Genomic DNA, 17998 nt, shown 5'->3' with positions numbered 1-17998 from the left:
CGCTGAAAACCTAACAGGACGAAGCGCCGCCGCGCACCTTACGGAGCTGTAATGAAATCAGGCTTGGCCACAGACCCGCCTCGGGGATGAAAAAGATGTAACTCGGTTATGCGTCGGGACGCTGATATCGGCGAAACAGGACGTTGAGGGACGTCCGTGCGAGGACGCCCATCATGACAAAATATAAGTTCGCGCCCCTTCTGGGGGTGGTTCTGGCCCTGCCCGCAGCCGGGGTTCTGGCGCAGACGCCTTCGCCTGGAACGCAGCCGTCCCAGAACCGTCCCGTTCAGACTCCGCCGCAGAAGGCGGATAAGGACGATCAGCCCGCCGCCGTGGGCGATGTCGTCGTCAGCGCCCGCGCCAATGATGTGCGGACCTCGATCGACTCCATCAGCTATAGTCTGGCCGACGATCTTCAGGCGGCGACCGGGACGCTGGCCGAGGCCCTGCGCAATGTGCCCTCCGTCGATGTCGATCCTCAGGGCAACGTCTCCCTGCGCGGCGACGGCAATGTCACCCTGCTGGTGGATGGCCGCCCGTCGGCCATACTGTCGGGACCGAACCGCGCCGATGCGGTGCTGCAACTGCCGGCCGATCGCTACGCCCGTATCGAGGTGATGACCAATCCGTCCGCCGCCTACAGCCCAGAGGGCTCGGGCGGGGTCATCAATCTGATCACCAAGCCGGTTCCGGCGGCGGTCGCCGCCGCTGCGGCCGCAGGGACGCCGGGCGCGGCTGTCACGACCGGATCGCTGCGCGCCAATGTGGGCGATCACGGACGCTGGAATGTCGGCGCCAGCGGCTCGCGCCAGCAGGGCAAGCTGACCCTGACCGGCGATCTCAGCTATCGCCACGACGAGCAGAGCCTGAGCTTCGGGCGTCTGCGCGAACAGCTGGATGCCACCGGTGCGACCACCGGCGCCACGACGACGGTTCAGGACATTGAATCGACTCAGGACGGCTTCTTCGGCCGCGTCGCCGCTGAATACCGGCTGACTGAAAAAACCATGCTGACCGGCGAGGCGCGCGCCAATCGCTTCGACATCGACAGCGATGTGCGCGGCGTGTTCGAGACGCGCGACGCCTCGGGCGCCCTGACGCGCGCCTATACCCGCGACGGCTCGGGCGGCTTCGCCATGAAGGGCTGGGGCGTCACCGGCCGGGTGCTGCACCAGTTCGATACGTCCGGGCACGAATGGTCGAACGAGCTGCGCTATGATCGCAACGATCAGGAGAACGACTCCCTGGCCGCCAACGTCTTCCGCATACCGACGGAGCCGACGGTATATGAGGCCCAACACGGCCTGAATGCGCAGGAGACCATCGGCTTCACCAGCGCCTACACCCGGCCTATGGGCGAGGGCGCCAAGCTGCGCGCGGGCTATGAGCTGAGCCTCACCCGCCCGGATCAGGACAATGAGGTCCGGCGCGGACCGGCCGAGAACGCCCTGCTGCTCGTGCCGTCGCAGAGCAACCGCTTCGAGGCGGAGCAGACGGTTCATGCCCTTTACGCCACCTATGAACGCCCGTTCGGCGAGAAGCTGTCCGGCCAGTTCGGTCTGCGGCTGGAACAGGCCGACATCCAGGTCGAGGACGTGACCAACGCCGTGCGCGCGTCTCAGGATTATTTCCGCGCCTATCCGACCTTCCACCTGCAGTATCAGCTGACCGAGACCCAGACCCTGCGCGGCAGCTATTCGCGGCGCATCCAGCGGCCCCAGCCATCGCAGCTGAACCCCTTCATCATCTATGGCGATCCGCTGAACCTGCGCTCGGGCAACCCGGACCTTGAACCGCAGGAGACCGACAGCTTCGAGGCCATGTGGCAGATGCGGCGCGGCCAGAGCTTCTATCAGGCCACGGCCTACTACCGCGACACGACCAAGGCCTTTACCGACGTAGCGACGGACGTGGGCGGCGGCGTGCTTTTGACCCGGCCCGAGAATCTGGGCGCCCGCCGCGATCTGGGGATCGAGCTGACCGCCAGCGGCCGCCTGCACCCGACCCTGCGCTACAACGCCAGCGTCAACGCCTTCCGTCAGGAGATCGACGCGGCGGGCATCCCCGGCGGGCGCGACCGCGAGGGCGAGATGGTGAGCGGTCGCCTCAGCCTGAACTGGCAGGCCACGCCCAAGGACTTCGTCCAGCTAATGGGCTTCTGGCAGGGCGATCAACTGCTGGCGCAAGGCAAGCGCGAGGGCGGCGGCATGGTGAACTTCGGCTATCGGCGCAAGCTGAACGACACCCTGTCGCTGCAGTTCACCGCCCGCGACATCCTCAACTCCTTCGGCGGCGACACCGTCTACGACACGCCCCTGTTCCGCGACCGTTCCAGTCAGGACCTGAACCTGCGAGCCTTCTATCTGGGGCTGAGCTGGTCCTTCGGCGGGCCGCGCCGTCAGCCCGAACAGTTCGACTTCTCCACCGGACCGACCGGCGGCTGAGCCCTGTCGCCACATCGCGCCCGACGCCCGTCGCCTCTGTGGCGGCGGGCGTTATCGCATGGGCCCTTGCGTGTCTGATCGGCCACACCCACCTCCTTTGCGACAGCTCAAGGCGTCGCTTTCGATAAGGGCGCATTGAGTTCAAATCCGCCTCCCGAGGGGAAACCGAACGACATGAATCTCGACCTCTATTCCGACCGCGCCAAACAGGCCGTCCAGTCCGCCCAGTCGCTGGCGTTAGCCCGTCGCCACCAGCAGTTCGCGCCCGAGCACCTGCTCAAGGTGCTGTTGGAGGAGCGTGACGGTCTGGCCCGCAAGCTGATCGATCAGGCGGGCGGCGATCCTTCCGCCGTCGAGCTTGTCACCGAGGGTCTGCTGAAGAAGCGGCCCCAGGTCGAGGGCGGCTCGGGCCAGCTCTATCTGGACGGCGACACCGCGCGCGTCTTCAGCGCCGCCGAGGACGCGGCCAAGAAGGCCGGTGACGCCTTCGTCACCACCGAACGCCTGCTGGCCGCCATCGCCAAGGAGGGCGGGGCCGCCGCCGAGGCGCTGAAATCCGCGGGAGTCACGGCCAAGAAGCTGGACGACGCCGTGGCCGAAATCCGCAAGGGCAAGACCGCCGACAGCGCGGGCGCCGAGGACAGCTTCGACGCCCTGAAACGCTACGCCCGCGACCTGACCGAGGCGGCGCGCGACGGCAAGGTCGACCCGGTCATCGGCCGCGACGAGGAAATCCGCCGCACCATCCAGGTGCTGGCCCGCCGCACCAAGAACAACCCCGTCCTGATCGGCGAGCCCGGCGTCGGCAAGACCGCCATCGTCGAAGGACTCGCATTGAGGATCGTCAACGGCGACGTGCCGGAAAGCCTGAAGGACAAGAAGGTGCTGGCGCTCGACATGGGCGCCCTGATCGCCGGGGCAAAATACCGCGGCGAGTTCGAGGAGCGGCTGAAGGCCGTGCTAAACGAGGTCGCCGCCGCTGAGGGCCAGATCGTCCTCTTCATCGACGAGATGCACACCCTGGTCGGGGCGGGCAAGGGCGACGGCGCGATGGACGCCTCCAACCTGCTCAAGCCCGCCCTGGCGCGCGGCGAGCTGCACTGTGTCGGCGCCACCACGCTGGATGAATACCGCAAGCACGTCGAAAAGGACGCGGCCCTGGCCCGTCGCTTCCAGCCGGTCTTCGTCGCCGAACCCACCGTCGAGGACACGGTGTCGATCCTGCGCGGCCTAAAGGAGAAGTACGAGGTCCACCACGGCGTGCGGATCAGCGACAGCGCCATCGTCGCCGCCGCCACCCTGTCGAACCGCTACATCACCGACCGCTTCCTGCCCGACAAGGCCATCGACCTGATCGATGAGGCCGCCAGCCGCGTGCGCATGGCCGTCGACTCCAAGCCCGAGGCGCTGGACGAGATCGACCGCCGCCTGGTCCAGCTGAAGATCGAGCGCGAGGCCCTGAAGAAGGAGAGCGATCAGGCCTCCCAGCACCGTCTTGAGAAGCTGGAAGACGAGATCGCCGACCTTGAAGGTCAGTCGGATGACATGACCGCCCGCTGGAAGTCCGAAAAGGACAAAGTGGGGCAGGGCGCCCAACTGCGCGAAACGCTTGACCGCCTGCGCGCCGAACTGGCCGCCGCCCAGCGCGCCGGCGACCTCGGCCGCGCGTCAGAGATCGCCTACGGTCAGATCCCGCAGCTGGAGAAGCAGCTCGCCGAAGACGAAGCCCCGGCGGCGGTCGCCGCCCCCCTGACGCCTGAGGTTGTGGACGCCGAGCAGATCGCCGCCGTGGTCAGCCGCTGGACCGGCGTCCCGGTCGACAAGATGCTGGAGGGCGAGCGCGAGAAGCTGCTCAAGATGGAGGACGAACTGGGCCGCCGCGTGGTCGGTCAGGACGAGGCCCTGGCCGCCGTCTCCGACGCCGTGCGCCGCGCCCGCGCCGGTCTGAACGACCCCAACAAGCCGCTGGGCAGCTTCCTCTTCCTGGGCCCGACGGGCGTGGGCAAGACCGAGCTGACCAAGGCCCTCGCCGGCTATCTGTTCGACGACGACAACGCCATCACCCGCATCGACATGAGCGAATACATGGAGAAGCACTCGGTCAGCCGCCTGATCGGCGCCCCTCCGGGCTATGTCGGCTATGACGAGGGCGGCGCCCTGACCGAGGCGGTGCGTCGCCGCCCCTATCAGGTCGTCCTGTTCGACGAGGTCGAGAAGGCCCACCCCGACGTCTTCAACGTCCTGCTGCAGGTGCTGGACGACGGCCGCCTGACCGACGGTCAGGGCCGCACCATCGACTTCAAGAACACCCTGATCATCATGACCTCCAACCTGGGCAGCCACTATCTGGCCGACCAGCCCGAGGGCGAGGATGTCGAGGTCGTCCGTCCCCTGGTCATGGAACAGGTCCGCGCCCACTTCCGGCCCGAGTTCCTGAACCGCATCGACGAGATCATCCTGTTCCACCGCCTCGGCCGGGAACAGATGGGCGGCATCGTCCGCATCCAGCTGGCGCGTTTGGAAAAGCTGATGGCAGACCGCCGCCTGACGCTGGCCTTGGACGACAGCGCCCTGACCTGGCTCGCCGACAAGGGCTACGACCCGGTGTATGGCGCAAGGCCGCTGAAGCGCGTCATCCAGAAGGAGCTGGTCGACCCGATGGCCAAGAAGCTGCTGGCCGGCGAGATCGAGGACGGGAGCGTGGTGGCTGTGTCAGCGGGTAGAGATGGGCTGGAGATAGGGAAGGCGCGGGTGCACTGATATGAGCGTTCTCGGGCGGGAGGAAAGCGGCCCCCGGCACGCACTGCATGATTTTATGGCGCAAGTGACGGCTGAAATGGGCTCTGAGTACGAGCGCATCTTTGCCCGATCTATTGAGGATCCAGCGACAGCCGGAGACGAAGGCGAGGAGAATTGGGCATCCCTTTTCCGCCAGTGGCTACCTCCAGGTTATCATGTGCAAACGAAGGGACGGTTGCTGGGGCATGATGGCCGCGCATCGCCTCAGATCGATCTTGTAGTGCTGAAACCTTCCTACCCTCGCAAGCTTCTCGAAAAGAAAATGTGGCTAGCGGGAGGAGTGGCGGCCGCTTTCGAATGTAAAACTACTCTCACCGCTAAGCATGTGAGAGATTCGATTGATCGATGTGTCGCGTTCAAATCGCTATCTCAACCTCGTACTGGTACTCCACGTCGCGAACTTACATCGCCGCTCATATACGGGATCCTGTCTCATTCACATTCTTGGAAGGGAGCGGCATCGAAACCGCTTGAAAACGTTGAGGCTGCGCTTTCATTAGAAGTAAAGGTCGATACTCCGAAAGAGCTAATTGATATTATTTGTGTAGCCGACTTGGCATCATGGGCCCGGGTTTATACGGCTAAGTACGATGCTAGTTGGCTGTCGGTCGAGCAGTCGGTTGAGTTAAGGCGCGCTCTTGGAAGCGATTGGGCTGTGACAACTTCAATGATATGCGCACCCGAAAGCCAAGGCGGTGTGTTTACGCCTATCGGCGCATTTCTTTCGGATCTTACGAGACGACTTGCTTGGCAAGATGCTAGCGTTCGCGACATTGCGGATTACTACCGATTGGCGAATTTGGACGGGCAAGGGCAAGGCGGCATGCGTTTTTGGCCCCCTAGGGTCTATTCAGACGAAACGCGCGCGCGTGTTTCTGCGGGCCAACTTTCGAATGGCGCAATGTGGGATGAATGGGCAATCGGAGGGTTCTAGACAACTTGGCGATATCGCCGTGTCGCTTGGATATCAGAATAGGACACACCTCCTTTCGTCATCCTCCGGCAAGCCGCGTTAGCGGCGCAGACCGGGGGACCCAGCGGCGCGCGGGAGCGCGAAAGTGTCACGCTCGGCGGCCGCGCGAAGATCGCCTTCGGCGCCGCTGGGTCCCCCGGTTCCGCGCTGCGCGCGGCCCGGAGGATGACGGAAGAAGAGGCTAGGGCCTCGCCGGAGGATGACGGAAGAAGGGGCGGGGCGTGGATGACGAAGGCGGAACGGCGGGTTAGCGTGGCCGTATGGCGACCCATCGCATCTTCATCGCGACCTACATCATGGCGAGCGGGCGCAATGGGACGCTCTACGTCGGCTCGACGTCCAATCTGGAAAGCCGCGTGTGGAAACACAGGACGCGCGCCTTTCCCGGCTTCAGCGACGCCTATGACTGCACCTGTCTGGTCTGGTTCGAGCAGCACGCCCTGGTGCTCGATGCGATCCGGCGCGAGCGGCGCATCAAGAAGTGGCTGCGCGACTGGAAGCTGGCCCTGATCGAGCGGGACAACCCGGACTGGCGCGACCTCGCCGCCGACTGGTTTTCTGATCCGAATTGGACCCCGCCGCCGGGCGTCGACTGAGCCTCACCCCAGCACCGGCATCACCTCCACCCCGTCGCAGACGAAGATGCTCATGTGCGGGTGGCCCTCGAACAGCCGGGCCGCCGCCTCGTGGCTGTCGGCGCGCACGACCATGAAGACGGTCAGCAGGTTGACCATGTCCGTGACGGCGCCGTCGTCGTCGATGCGTTTGGTCGGGCCCAGCGGGCCGCCCTGAAAGACGATGGAGTCGCGGTGCGCCGCTTCCCATTCGGCGACGGCGGCGACGCCGAGGCGGGCCGTCTCGGCCTGCTGGGCCTCGCTCATGGCGCGCCAGGCCCGCCATTTGGGGCCGGTCTTGTCGCTGGTGAAGACGGCCAGATAGTGGGTCTCGACGCTCATCGCAGCCTCCTGTGCGGCGCGAGCATCAACCCTTCGGGCCGTCTTCGACAAGCGGGGCCGGAAGGCGGCTCAGCCCTCGGCCAGCAGGTGGTCGATCAGGCCGCGCGCCTCGGGGCCCGCCCAGTCGGCTTCGCCGGTCAGGACGGCGCGGACGCGGCCCTGGCGGTCCATGACGATGGTCTGGGGCATGGCGCCCTTGCCGGGAAACTCGAACGCCAGCTGGAATTTCGGGTCGATGTAGAAGTCCAGAGGCGCGTTCTCGGCGATGAAGGCCCGCGCCTCGTCGGCCGTCTTGTCGAGGTCCATGCTGACGGCGACCACGGCGAAGTCGTCGCGCGCCTTATAGTGGTCGGCCAGGGCCGCCAGCGTCGGCATCTCGATCCGGCACGGGGCGCACCAGGTGGCCCACAGGTTCACCACCGTCACCTTGCCTGCGAAGTCGGCCAGGCGGACGTCGGCGCCGTCGGCGGCCTTGAACACATAGTCGGGCGCGGCGGGGGAGGCGGGCGCCTGCAGCGCCGCCAGCGATCCCTTGGCGAAGGCCGCCAGTTGCGGATCAAGGGGTTGGACCGGCGCCTGGGCCGCAGGCGGCGCGGACTCTTTGCCTACGCCCTTCTGATTGACGTATAGCAGCGCCGCGCCCATGCCGATCACGCCGATCACCGCGAACGTCGCCACGCCCGCCCAAGTCCGTCCAGAGCCGCTCATGTCCGATACGCCTTCCAAACCACAGCAAGATTCCCCCTCGCAGGGCCAGTCTCTATGGGGTGGGCGCTTCAGCGCCAAGCCTGCGGACATCATGCAGGCCATCAACGTCTCCATCGGCGTCGACAAACGCCTGTGGGCGCAGGACCTGGCCGGTTCGCGGGCCCATTGTCGCATGCTGGAAAAGCAGGGGATCATCGCCGCCGCCGACGCCCAGGCCATCCTTGGCGGGCTGGACGTGATCGAGGGCGAGATCCGGGACGGGAGCTTCCCCTTCCGCGACGCCTATGAAGACATTCACATGAACGTCGAGGCGCGCCTGTCGGAGCTGATCGGCGAGCCGTCGGGGCGCCTCCATACGGCGCGCAGTCGCAATGATCAGGTGGCGACCGACTTCCGCCTGTGGGTGCGCGACGCCTGCGACCGCACCGTGGCGCAGCTGCAAGACCTGCAGCGGACCCTGCTGGACCGGGCGGAACAGCACGCGGGCGACCTGATGCCGGGCTTCACCCATCTGCAGACGGCCCAGCCGGTGACGTTCGGCCATCACCTGATGGCCTATGTCGAGATGTTCGGCCGCGACGCCGGGCGCTTCGACGACGCCCGCGCCCGCATGAACGAGAACCCTCTGGGCGCCGCAGCGCTGGCCGGGTCGCCTTTCCCCATCGACCGCCACATGACGGCGCAGGCGCTCGGCTTCGACCGGCCGATGGCGAACTCTCTGGACGCCGTTTCGGATCGCGACTTCGCGCTGGAAAGCCTGGCCGCCGCCTCCATCGCGGCGGGCCACCTGTCGCGTCTGGCCGAAGAGATCGTGGTGTGGATGACGCCGATGTTCGGCTTTGCGACCCTGCCCGACGACCTGACCACCGGCTCGTCCATCATGCCGCAGAAGCGCAACCCGGATGCGGCCGAACTGGTGCGGGCCAAGACGGGCCGCATCAACGGCGCCCTGATCGCCTTGACCACGGTGATGAAGGGCCTGCCGCTGGCCTATTCCAAGGACATGCAGGAGGACAAGCCGCCGGTGTTCGAGGCTTTCGACGCGCTCGACCTGGCGCTGACCGCCATGACCGCCATGGTGGCCGTGATCCGCCCCAACACCGAGAAGATGGCCGCCGCCGCGGGCGCGGGCTTCTCGACGGCCACCGACCTGGCCGACTGGCTGGTGCGCGAACTGAACCTGCCCTTCCGCCAGGCGCACCACGTCACCGGCGCCGCTGTGAAGCGGGCCGAGGCGCTGGGTCTGGGCTTGGGCGAATTGCCGCTGGCGGAATTGCAGGCGCTGGATGGCCGCATCACCGAAGGCGTGTATGAAGTGCTGACGCCCGAAGCCTCCTGCGCCAGCCGCCAGAGCTTCGGCGGCACGGCGCCGGAACAGGTCCGCGCGCGCATCGCCGACTGGAGAAGCCGCCTGTGAAGAAGACCTTGATCCTCGCGGGCGCCGCCGCCCTGATGCTGAGCGCCTGCGGACGCATGGCCGATCTCGAGCCGCCGCAGGGCGCGACGCCGAAGAAGCAGACCGAGCGCGCCATCCGCGACCGCTCGGCCGACCATCTGCCCGAGGAGGCGATGCAGAACCTGCCGCCGCGCCAGATGCCCATCGACAACGGCACGAGCAACCCGTTCGGCAAGCCGCCGCCGATGAACTGAGCCTTCGCGCTCCTCTCTGACTGGACTCCCCGCCGGTGCACTATTTCGATCTCAAGGACGGCGTCCTGCATGCCGAGGGCGTCTCTCTGGAGGCGCTGGCGGACAGCGTCGGCACGCCGACCTACGTCTATTCCTCGGCCACCCTGCGCCGTCACTACGGCCTGCTGCGCGAGGCGTGCGACGCGCATAGGAGCGCGCTAGGCGACGCCCTGATCGCCTTTGCGGTCAAGGCCAACTCCAACCTGTCGGTGCTGGCGACCTTGGCGAAACTCGGCTGCGGCGCTGACACCGTGTCTGAGGGCGAGATTCGCCGGGCGCTGGCCGTCGGCATTCCGGGCGAACGCATCATCTTCTCGGGCGTAGGCAAGACCGACGCCGAGCTGGCCTTCGCCATCGAACAGGGCGTGCGTCAGATCAACGTCGAGTCCTCGACCGAACTGGACCGGCTGATCGCGGTTGCTGCGAGCAAGAACGCCGCTCCCGCCATCGCTATCCGGGTGAACCCCAAGATCGGCGCGGGCGGTCACGCCAAGATCACCACCGGCGGCGCCGGCGACAAGTTCGGCGTGCCGGTCGAGGAGGCGATGGCCCTTTACGCCCTCGCCTCAAGCTCGCCCCACGTCACGCCGGTGGGGCTGGCCTGCCACATCGGCAGCCAGATCACCGATCTGGCCCCGCTGGAAGCCGCCTTCCGCGTGCTGCGTCAGATGACGGAAGACTTGCGCGCCCAGGGGCACAGCGTCACCCGCCTCGACCTTGGCGGCGGGCTGGGCGTGCCCTATTATGGCGAGGCGGCGACGCCGTCCCCGGCCGATTACATCGCCATGGCCGCGCGTGTGCTGGATGGCCTGAACGTCGAGGCCGCCTTCGAGCCGGGTCGCCTGATGGCCGCCAATGCGGGCGTCCTGCTGAGCCGCGTCATTCAGGTCAATGAGCGGACGGACGGCCGCCGCTTCCTGGTGCTGGACGCGGCGATGAACGACCTGATGCGCCCGGCCCTTTATGACGCCTTCCACGACCTGAAGCCGGTGCGTCCGGTGACGGGCGAGGCTCTGCCCCACGACGTGGTCGGCCCGGTCTGCGAGACCGGCGACACCTTCGCGCGCGACCGCGACCTGCCGCCGTTGAAGGCGGGCGATCTGGTCGTCTTCATGAGCGCCGGAGCCTATGGCGCGGTGATGAGCGGCGAATACAACACCCGTCCGCTAGCCGCTGAAGTTCTGGTCGACGGCGACCGCAGTGCGGTCATCCGCCTGCGCCCGACCTATGACGAGATGTTCGCTCGCGAACCGATGGCGGACTGGCTTTAAGCCTCAGTCCAGGGCGCAGATGTCCGGCAGGCCGCGCATCCCGCCCGCATGGTCCAGGCCATAGCCGACCAGAAAGCGGTTCGGCGCCTCCCAGCCGACGAAGTCGGGCTCGGGCGCGCGGGGCTTGGGCCAGGGCTTGCGAGCGAAGACGCAGGTCAGCACCTCGGCGGCGCCTGCTTCCCTGGTGATGCGCACCGCCTCGGCCAATGACAGGCCGGTGTCGAACACGTCGTCCAGAATCAGCACCTTCTTGCCGGTCAGCGGGCGCTGATAGGGGGCGCGGACCTCGATCCGCCCCCGACTGGTCTGCTCGTCGCCGTAGGAAGCCAGCCACAGGGCGTCGAAACGGACATTGCGGCCTTCGCGCGAAAGGGCGCGGGTCAGGTCGGCGGCGAACCACAGCCCGCCGGTCAGCAGGACGGCGGCCACCGTCTGATCATCGACATGGGGGGCGATGCGGCGCGCCAGATCGGCCACGACGGCCTCGATCTCGGCCTGGGACAGAAGAACCGTGGGGGCGGGCGTCGATGGGGTGTCAGCCATGCCTCGCCGATACCCCTTCTGCGGCGCTGGAGTCGAGAGGCGCGGGCGCTGGACCAAGGTCGAGGGCGCCCAGACGGCGCAGGCCGCCGTCTTCGCGCGCGGCGGGTTCAGGGCGGGCGTTCTTGTCGGTCGGGCGAGACGGCGTCTTGCGCGCAGGCTCAAGAATGAACTTCGTCGTCATTCCCGCCGCCTTGCCTTGCGGGTCAGCGATGACCGTGGCGAAGCCCTCGACCTTGCCGGGCAGGATGGGCGGCCAGTCCGGGCGCACCACGCGGCTGGCGATCTCGACGCCGCGCTCATCCTGCAGGATCACGCGGATGGGGGGCGCCGACACTTCGGTCTCGCGAATATTCCGCACGGCGCCGGACACGACGATCCGGCCGGGATCATGCGGCGCCACGCGGGCCCTTTGAGCTTCGAACTCCAGTCCGACGATGTTCACGTCCAGACCCAGGGCGCCATAGGCGCCTGCCGTCGCCGGGAATTTGCGGACGATCTCTTCACGGAACAGAACGCCGCTGGTGATCAGCCCCAGCACGACCGCCGCCGCCGCGGCCCAGGCTGCGCCCGCCGCCGCCGCCTGCCGTGTACGGCGCCTGCGCTCGGCCCGGGCGCGGAAGGCGCGCGGCAGTTCGGGCGCAGGCGTTTCGGCCAGACTTTCAGGCGGGGTTTCGGACGCAGGGTCTGCCGCTGGGCTCAGGCCTTCCGTCGCCGATTCCAGCTCCAGCGGCGCATCCTCAAGGCTGGCGCGCCAATCGTGGCCGCACGTCTTGCAGCGCACACGACGGCCGTTGGGGCCGATCGCTTCGTCGGGAACAAAATAGCTGGTGGCGCAGGCGGGACAGGTCAGTATCATGTCAGCTGACTGTGAGGCTTATCGCCCCCTCCTGTCGCGGCGCAACGCCCCGGTCCAATACGAAACCCTATGCCCGATCCGATCCGCCGCGCCGCCGACCCTGATTCCGCGCCTGACGCCGTCCGCCTCAGAGGCGTGGGCTTCGGCTATGGGGGCAGGCCCGCCGTGCTGCGGGACGTTAACCTTAGTCTGCCAAACGGCTCTTTCCACTTCCTTACCGGACCTTCGGGGGCGGGCAAGTCCTCGTTGCTGCGGCTGCTGACTTTGGCGGCGCGGCCGCAGGCGGGTCGAATCAGCCTGTTCGGTCAGGACGTGACCCAGCTGCCCCGGCGCGAGGTCCCGGCGCTTCGTCGCCGCATGGGGGTGATCTTTCAGGATTTCCGCCTGCTGGACCATCTGTCGGCCTTCGACAATGCGGCCTTGCCGCTGCGGCTGGCGGGAGAACGCCCGGCGGACTACGGCGCCGACGTGCAGGAGATGCTGCGCTGGGTCGGGCTGGGCGGGCGGCTGGACGCCCTGCCGCCCACCCTGTCCGGCGGCGAGAAGCAACGGCTGGCTATCGCCCGCGCCGTGGTGGCGCGGCCGCGCCTGATCCTGGCCGACGAACCGACCGGCAGCGTCGACCGGCCGATGGGCGAGAAGCTGATGCGGCTGTTCCAGTCGCTGAACAAACTGGGCGCCACGGTCCTGATCGCCAGCCACGACGAGGCTCTGGCCGAGCGCAGCGGCGCCGCCGTCCTGCGGTTGGAAAGCGGGCGGCTGGCTCAGATCGCGCCGGCTTCATCGGCGGGACCGGAGGCGCAGTCATGATCGGCCTCATGCGCAACGCCCAGCCCGAACTTCTGCCGCGCGAGGCCGGTGGAGAACGCTGGCTGGTGGTGGTCATCGCCGTGCTGTGCTTCCTGGCCTCCATCGCCGCCGTCGGCGCCTTGGCGGCCGATCGGGCCGCGCACGGGTGGGCGTCGCATCTGCGCGCCGAAGCGACGGTGCAGGTGCGCCCGCGCGTCGATGAGACTGGCCCCGCCGCCGCCGCACGCGCCGCCGAGACCCTGGCCGGGGTCAAGGGCGTGGCCGAGGCGCAGGCGATGGACCGCAAGGCGGCCGAGGCCCTGTTGCGGCCGTGGGTGGGGGAGGCGGTGCTGCCCGACCTGCCTCTGCCCTATCTGGTCGTCGTCCGGCTGGACCCCGAGGCGCCCGCCAGCGCGCCGAGCCTGAGCCGCGCCCTGGCCGAGGCCGGGCTGGACGCCAGCGTCGACGACCACAGCCTGTGGCGCGGTGAGGTCGAACGGTCGGCGGGCCTGATCACGGCCCTGGCGGGCGCGGCCTTCCTGCTGATCGCGGCGGCGACGGCGGCGGCGATCGCCTACGCCACCCGAGCGGGCATGGCGGCCCAGGCGGCGGTGATCGAGACGCTGAGCCTGAACGGCGCGTCGGACGGAGCGATCGCCGCCCTGTTCCAGCAGCGGTTCGGCGTTCTGGCGGCGACGGCGGGCGCGGCGGGGGCCGGACTGGCCGCGCTGATGCTGGCGGCGTTGCGCCTGATCGGGGGTGAGGGCGGGCTGACCCCGGCCCTGCCGCTGGCCTTTGGCGACCTGCTGGCGCTGATCGCCTGCCCCTTGCTGGCGGGGGCGGTCGCGGTGCTGGCTGCGCGTTTGACGGCGCTGGCGAAGCTGGGCGGGCGTCGCTAGTTAGTTAAGCATGAAGTTCCTGACGCTGATCGCCGTGGTGGCGCTGATGTGGCTGACGGGCCTGTTCGTCTTCGCCGAGCGGGTTCGCGGTCTGACGCCTGCGCCCGAGCCGGCGCGGGCGGACGCCATCGTCTCCCTGACCGGCCCCTCGGCCGAGCGCGTCAACGCCGCCATCCGCCTGCTGGAGCAGGGCAAGGGCGACCGGCTGCTGATCTCGGGCGTCAACCGCGAGGTGCGCCGTCAGGAGCTGCGCGCCCTGACGCCGGGGTCCAAGAAGCTGTTCAACTGCTGTGTCGACCTGGGCTTCGAGGCCGAGAACACCGTCGGCAACGCCCAGGAGATCGCCGCCTGGGCGCGGGCCAAGGGTTATGACGATCTGATCGTCGTCACCTCGGACTATCATATGCCGCGCAGCTTGCTGGAGATTCGCGGGGCGGCGCCCGGCGTGCGGCTGACCCCCTATGCCATCTCCACGCCGTCGCTGGACACCCCGTCCTGGTGGCGCGCGACCGAGACCGCCCGGCGCATGACGCTGGAGTACATGAAATACCTGGCCGTCCTGGGCCGCGAGGGGATGCATCGCCTGACCGGCCGCCATCCCGAGCGCCCCGGCCCTGCCGCACCCGACGCCTCAGACCTCCGCAAGGCCGCTGCATGACGACCGTTCGATCCCTGATCTTCACCCTGTGGCTATATCTGTCGATGCCGCTGTTCGCCGTCCTGCTGTCGCCCGCGCTGCTGATGCCGCACCGGGCGGCGATGGGGGTGATCAAGCTGTGGGCGCGCTTCGTCCTGTTCGGCCTGCGCTGGATCGCGGGGGTGAAGGTCGAAGTGCGTGGGCTGGAGCATCGTCCGACCGGCCCGGCCCTGATTGCGGCCAAGCATCAGGGGATGCTGGACGTCATCGCCCCCTTCGCCTTCCTCGACGACGCCTGTTTCGTGATGAAGAAGGAGCTGATGCCGCTGCCTTTCTTCGGCTGGTTCGCCTGGAAGACGAAGATGATCGCCGTCGACCGCGCCGCCCACGCCAAGGCGCTGAAGGACATGGTGCGCCAGACCCGCGCCCGTCTGGCGGAGGGGCGTCAGATCCTGATCTTCCCCGAAGGCACGCGCACGGCTCCGGGCGCACCGGCCGACTACAAGCCCGGCGTCGCCGCCATCTATCGTGACGTGGACGCGCCCTGCTGGCCGGTCGCCACCAACTCGGGCGTCCATTGGCCGGCGCATGGTTTCAAACGCTATCCGGGCACGGTGGTGTTCGAGTTTCTGCCGCCGATTCCCGCGGGTCTGAAGCGGGCCGAGTTCATGAAGCAGTTGGAAAGCCGGATCGAAGACGCCTCGACCGCCTTGTTGCCGCCCAGAACCTAGGCTTTGGAGGGCGGGCCCCTATATCATCAGCTGTTGACCGGGACCCGCTCATGATTTCACGCTCCGCCTTTCGCCTCGCCCTGCTGACGGTCGCCCTCGGCGCCCTTCCGGCTGTCGCCTCTGCGCAGTCCCAGCCGTTCCAGCCGCTTGAAGCGCCGCAGACGTGGAAGGTCGACATCGGCGGCGGCTTTGTCCGAGGCTTCAGCGTCTCGGGCGACAAGTCCGAGGATTTCAACTTCACCGCCTGGGGCTCGGCCTCCTATCGTGACATCGTCTACGCCAACGGTCTGGACGGACTGGGCTGGAACGCCGTCAAGCGCGACGGTTTCCATGCGGGCGTTCAGTTGCGTCCGCGCTTTGCAGCGGGCGACATCGAGGGCATGGACCGGCCCGGCTACGGCGCCGATGCGGCCCTTTACGCCTTCAAACGTCTGCCGGGCAATGTCGTGGTCGGAGGCCGCATCCAGCATGACGCCACCGGCGACGACGCCGGTCTTGAGTACTACGGCTCGGTCAGCCACCAGCGCGTGACGCCCGTCGGCATGTTGCAGACGATGGCCTATATGCGCGGCGGCAGCGACGCGCGCGTCCAGCGCTATTACGGCGTGACCGCACAGGAAGCGGCCAATACCGACTACGCCGCCTTCACGCCGTCGGGCGGACTGTCGGCCGCAGGCGCCGCAGCCATGCTGGCTGTGCCGATCGGCGACCGTTACGGCGTCGGCGCTTTCGTCAACTACGAACAGCGTCTGGGCGACATCAAGGACAGCCCCCTGATCAAGGACGACTACGTCTGGCGCGCAGGCGTGATCGGCGTGGTGCGCTTCAACAGCGGCGGCTGAGTCTTCAGCTCGCCGCGAACTCGCTGAGCGCGTCGAGGACGGCGCGGTTCTGGTCTTCCGTCCCGATCGTCACCCGCAGGCAGTCAGGCAGGCCATAGCCGCCCACGCCGCGAACGATGATGCCCTTGGCCTGCAGATAATCCTGCGCCGCCGAGGCTGAGCGCTTCGCATCGGGGAAGCGGATCAGGATGAAGTTGCCTGAGGCCGGGAATACCTCGAAACCAAAGCCCCGAATGGCCTGGGTCAGGCGCGGCCGCCACTCGGCCACCAGATCACGCGAGGCCTTCTGGTGCGCCTCATCGCCCTGGGCGGCGATGGCCGCTTCGATCCCCGGCAGGGAGACGTTGAACGGCAGGCGAATGCGGTCGATGGCCTGCTCCACCGCCAGCGGCGCATAGCCATAGCCGACCCGCAGACCGCCCAGCCCATGCAGCTTGGAGAAGGTGCGGGTGACGACGATGTTGGGCGCCGTGCGCGCCAGATCGAAGGCGCTTTCCCAGTCCGGCTCGGTCACGAACTCGGCGTAGGCTTCGTCGATCACCAGGATGACGTGGGGCGGCAGGCCCGCGTGCAGGCGGCGGATCTCCTCGCCCGTGGCGAAGCTGCCGGTCGGATTGGCCGGGTTCGACAGATAGACCAGCTTCGTCCGCTCATCGATCAGGGCCAGCATGGCGTCGACATCGGCGCGGAAGTCCGGCTCGGCCGCCTGCCTGACTTCGGCCTGACAGGCGCGGGCCGAGATCTGATAGGCGACGAAGGCGTACTGGCTGGTGACGATATTGTCCCCGGCCTCCAGATAGGTCTGGTTCAGCAGGGCGAAGACTTCGTCCGAGCCGTTGCCGAAGATCAGCCGCTCCGGCTCCAGCCCGTGCGCCTCGGCCACCGCTGCGCGCAGGCGATCGGCCCGGCCGTCGGGATAGAGGTGGATCGAAGACGCGGCGGCGGCGAAGGCCTCGCGCGCCTTTTCGCCCGCGCCCAGCGCGTTTTCGTTGGAGGACAGCTTGATCGGTTTGGCCACCCCGGCGATGGCGCTCTTGCCGCCGACATAGGGCGCGATGTCCAGCACGCCGCGCTTGGGTTGAGGCGCGCCGCCGGACGGCGCCTGGTTCGCTTCGGTCATGCGCGCGTCATCCCCTGCCGGTCGAAAAACTTGAGCCGCTATGTTCAGAAGACGGGAGCGGCGCCGATGACGCCGGTCAGGCCGCCGGGCGCGCCGTCCAGCCTGATGTCTTCCGCCTGCACATAGCCTGTCAGGACGAACAGCTTCAACCCGCCTCCGCCCGACAGAAATTCGGCCGCCAGACCGGCCTGCGACAGGGCCTCGACGATACGGGCGTCCGGCCATGCGCTGTCCGTGACCCAGAAGGTGCGGTCCTCGCCGGTCGGTCCCGGCGCCTCGGTCGACACCATCAGGGCGCGCGGCGCCCCGGCGGCGTCATCGGGCAGGGCGGCGATGATCTTCAGCATGGGCAGGGCTAGCAGCCGCCCCCACCACGGCCGCGGCGACAGATCGATCAGGGCGCGCGTCTTGCGCGCCGCCCCGTCGCGCACGGCGATCAGGGCCTGATCCGCCTCGGCCATCGGCCGCGCCGCCAGACCCCAGCGGTCAGACGCCAGCATTTGCGACAGCGCTCCGCAGGCGATCAGCGGACGCCCTTCCGCCGCTTCCAGTCGCCCCAGCACGGCGCGCACCGCCGCTTTTTCGGACAGGCTCATTCCTGAAAGAACCGCGCGCAGGGCGATGGCGTCGCCGTCGACCGAACCGCGCGCTCCCGCCGCCAGCCGCGCGCGGACGGCCTCGGCCACGGCCCGTTCCAGCGACAGGCGCGCTTCGTCGGCGGGCGGCTCGATCAGCATGACA

18 protein-coding genes are annotated in these 17998 nt (G+C 68.0%); 12 read left to right on the top strand and 6 right to left on the bottom strand.

The window, feature by feature from the left end:
• Positions 1-173: 173 nt before the first annotated feature.
• The 4 genes from H556_RS0113545 (at position 174) to H556_RS0113535 (ending at position 6812) form a co-directional block, all read left to right on the top strand.
• Positions 174-2444 carry a TonB-dependent receptor domain-containing protein gene (locus H556_RS0113545; protein WP_024354956.1) on the top strand — a complete coding sequence of 757 codons (2271 nt, stop codon included), beginning with the start codon at positions 174-176 and terminating at the stop codon, positions 2442-2444.
• A 174-nt stretch (positions 2445-2618) separates the two neighbouring features.
• Positions 2619-5204 (top strand): ATP-dependent chaperone ClpB, encoded by a 2586-nt coding sequence (clpB, locus tag H556_RS0113540; protein WP_024354955.1) that lies wholly within the window; start codon positions 2619-2621, stop codon positions 5202-5204.
• 1 nt (position 5205) lies between these two features.
• Positions 5206-6177, top strand: coding sequence for a DUF6602 domain-containing protein (locus H556_RS16170; protein WP_081650961.1), 972 nt, complete (start codon positions 5206-5208; stop codon positions 6175-6177).
• A 299-nt stretch (positions 6178-6476) separates the two neighbouring features.
• Complete coding sequence (locus tag H556_RS0113535) at positions 6477-6812, top strand: GIY-YIG nuclease family protein (protein ID WP_024354954.1); 336 nt, start codon at positions 6477-6479, stop codon at positions 6810-6812.
• Positions 6813-6815: 3 nt separating this feature from the next.
• Here the strand turns inward: H556_RS0113535 and H556_RS0113530 are convergent, their stop codons facing one another.
• Together H556_RS0113530 and H556_RS0113525 are read right to left on the bottom strand one after the other, a co-directional pair.
• Positions 6816-7172 (bottom strand): YciI family protein, encoded by a 357-nt coding sequence (locus H556_RS0113530; RefSeq protein WP_024354953.1) that lies wholly within the window; start codon positions 7170-7172, stop codon positions 6816-6818.
• A gap of 69 nt (positions 7173-7241) precedes the next feature.
• Positions 7242-7880, bottom strand: a complete 639-nt coding sequence (locus H556_RS0113525) for a TlpA family protein disulfide reductase (protein ID WP_024354952.1) — start codon at positions 7878-7880, stop codon at positions 7242-7244.
• On the opposite strand from H556_RS0113525, the gene argH reads away from it, so the two are divergent.
• The 3 genes from argH to lysA are packed head-to-tail and all read left to right on the top strand — an operon-like array spanning position 7879 to position 10840.
• Positions 7879-9297, top strand: coding sequence for an argininosuccinate lyase (gene argH / locus H556_RS0113520; RefSeq protein WP_029673661.1), 1419 nt, complete (start codon positions 7879-7881; stop codon positions 9295-9297). The two genes, H556_RS0113525 and argH, sit on opposite strands and share 2 nt — an antisense overlap.
• Entirely contained in the window at positions 9294-9530 is a 237-nt protein-coding gene (lptM, locus tag H556_RS0113515; RefSeq protein ID WP_024354950.1) for an LPS translocon maturation chaperone LptM, read from the top strand. Before argH ends, lptM begins: the two co-directional genes overlap by 4 nt.
• Positions 9531-9565: 35 nt before the next feature.
• Entirely contained in the window at positions 9566-10840 is a 1275-nt protein-coding gene (gene lysA, locus H556_RS0113510; protein WP_024354949.1) for a diaminopimelate decarboxylase, read from the top strand.
• Between the two features lie 3 nt (positions 10841-10843).
• Here lysA and H556_RS0113505 read toward each other — a convergent pair whose 3' ends face one another.
• Together H556_RS0113505 and H556_RS15750 are read right to left on the bottom strand one after the other, a co-directional pair.
• A complete protein-coding gene (locus H556_RS0113505; protein WP_024354948.1) occupies positions 10844-11383 on the bottom strand; it encodes a phosphoribosyltransferase in 540 nt (179 codons plus the stop codon).
• Positions 11376-12239: an MJ0042-type zinc finger domain-containing protein gene (locus H556_RS15750; protein WP_024354947.1), complete on the bottom strand. Its 864-nt coding sequence runs from the start codon at positions 12237-12239 to the stop codon at positions 11376-11378. The genes H556_RS0113505 and H556_RS15750 overlap by 8 nt, the downstream gene beginning before the upstream one ends.
• Positions 12240-12308: 69 nt before the next feature.
• Between H556_RS15750 and H556_RS0113495 the strand changes: the two genes are divergently transcribed.
• From H556_RS0113495 to H556_RS0113475, 5 genes are read left to right on the top strand one after another with little or no spacing between them, the layout of a single operon-like run.
• The gene (locus tag H556_RS0113495) at positions 12309-13049 is read left to right on the top strand and encodes a cell division ATP-binding protein FtsE (RefSeq protein ID WP_024354946.1); all 741 of its coding nucleotides are present in this window, start codon (positions 12309-12311) and stop codon (positions 13047-13049) included.
• Positions 13046-13927: a cell division protein FtsX gene (locus tag H556_RS0113490; protein ID WP_024354945.1), complete on the top strand. Its 882-nt coding sequence runs from the start codon at positions 13046-13048 to the stop codon at positions 13925-13927. Before H556_RS0113495 ends, H556_RS0113490 begins: the two co-directional genes overlap by 4 nt.
• Before the next feature lie 10 nt (positions 13928-13937).
• Positions 13938-14585, top strand: a complete 648-nt coding sequence (locus H556_RS0113485; RefSeq protein ID WP_024354944.1) for a YdcF family protein — start codon at positions 13938-13940, stop codon at positions 14583-14585.
• A complete protein-coding gene (locus H556_RS0113480; protein WP_024354943.1) occupies positions 14582-15295 on the top strand; it encodes a lysophospholipid acyltransferase family protein in 714 nt (237 codons plus the stop codon). Before H556_RS0113485 ends, H556_RS0113480 begins: the two co-directional genes overlap by 4 nt.
• Positions 15296-15345: 50 nt before the next feature.
• Complete coding sequence (locus tag H556_RS0113475; RefSeq protein WP_024354942.1) at positions 15346-16137, top strand: MipA/OmpV family protein; 792 nt, start codon at positions 15346-15348, stop codon at positions 16135-16137.
• Between the two features lie 4 nt (positions 16138-16141).
• On the opposite strand, the gene hisC is transcribed toward H556_RS0113475, so the two are convergent.
• Together hisC and H556_RS0113465 are read right to left on the bottom strand one after the other, a co-directional pair.
• Positions 16142-17257 carry a histidinol-phosphate transaminase gene (gene hisC / locus H556_RS0113470; protein WP_024354941.1) on the bottom strand — a complete coding sequence of 372 codons (1116 nt, stop codon included), beginning with the start codon at positions 17255-17257 and terminating at the stop codon, positions 16142-16144.
• Between the two features lie 44 nt (positions 17258-17301).
• A complete protein-coding gene (locus H556_RS0113465; protein WP_024354940.1) occupies positions 17302-17994 on the bottom strand; it encodes a hypothetical protein in 693 nt (230 codons plus the stop codon).
• Between the last annotated feature and the right edge of the window lie 4 nt (positions 17995-17998).

The sequence above is a fragment of the Brevundimonas naejangsanensis DSM 23858 genome (assembly GCF_000421705.1).
GTDB lineage: Bacteria > Pseudomonadota > Alphaproteobacteria > Caulobacterales > Caulobacteraceae > Brevundimonas > Brevundimonas naejangsanensis.
The sequence above is the reverse complement of the archived record's forward strand: the minus strand, read 5'-3'. Positions and strand labels throughout refer to the sequence as shown.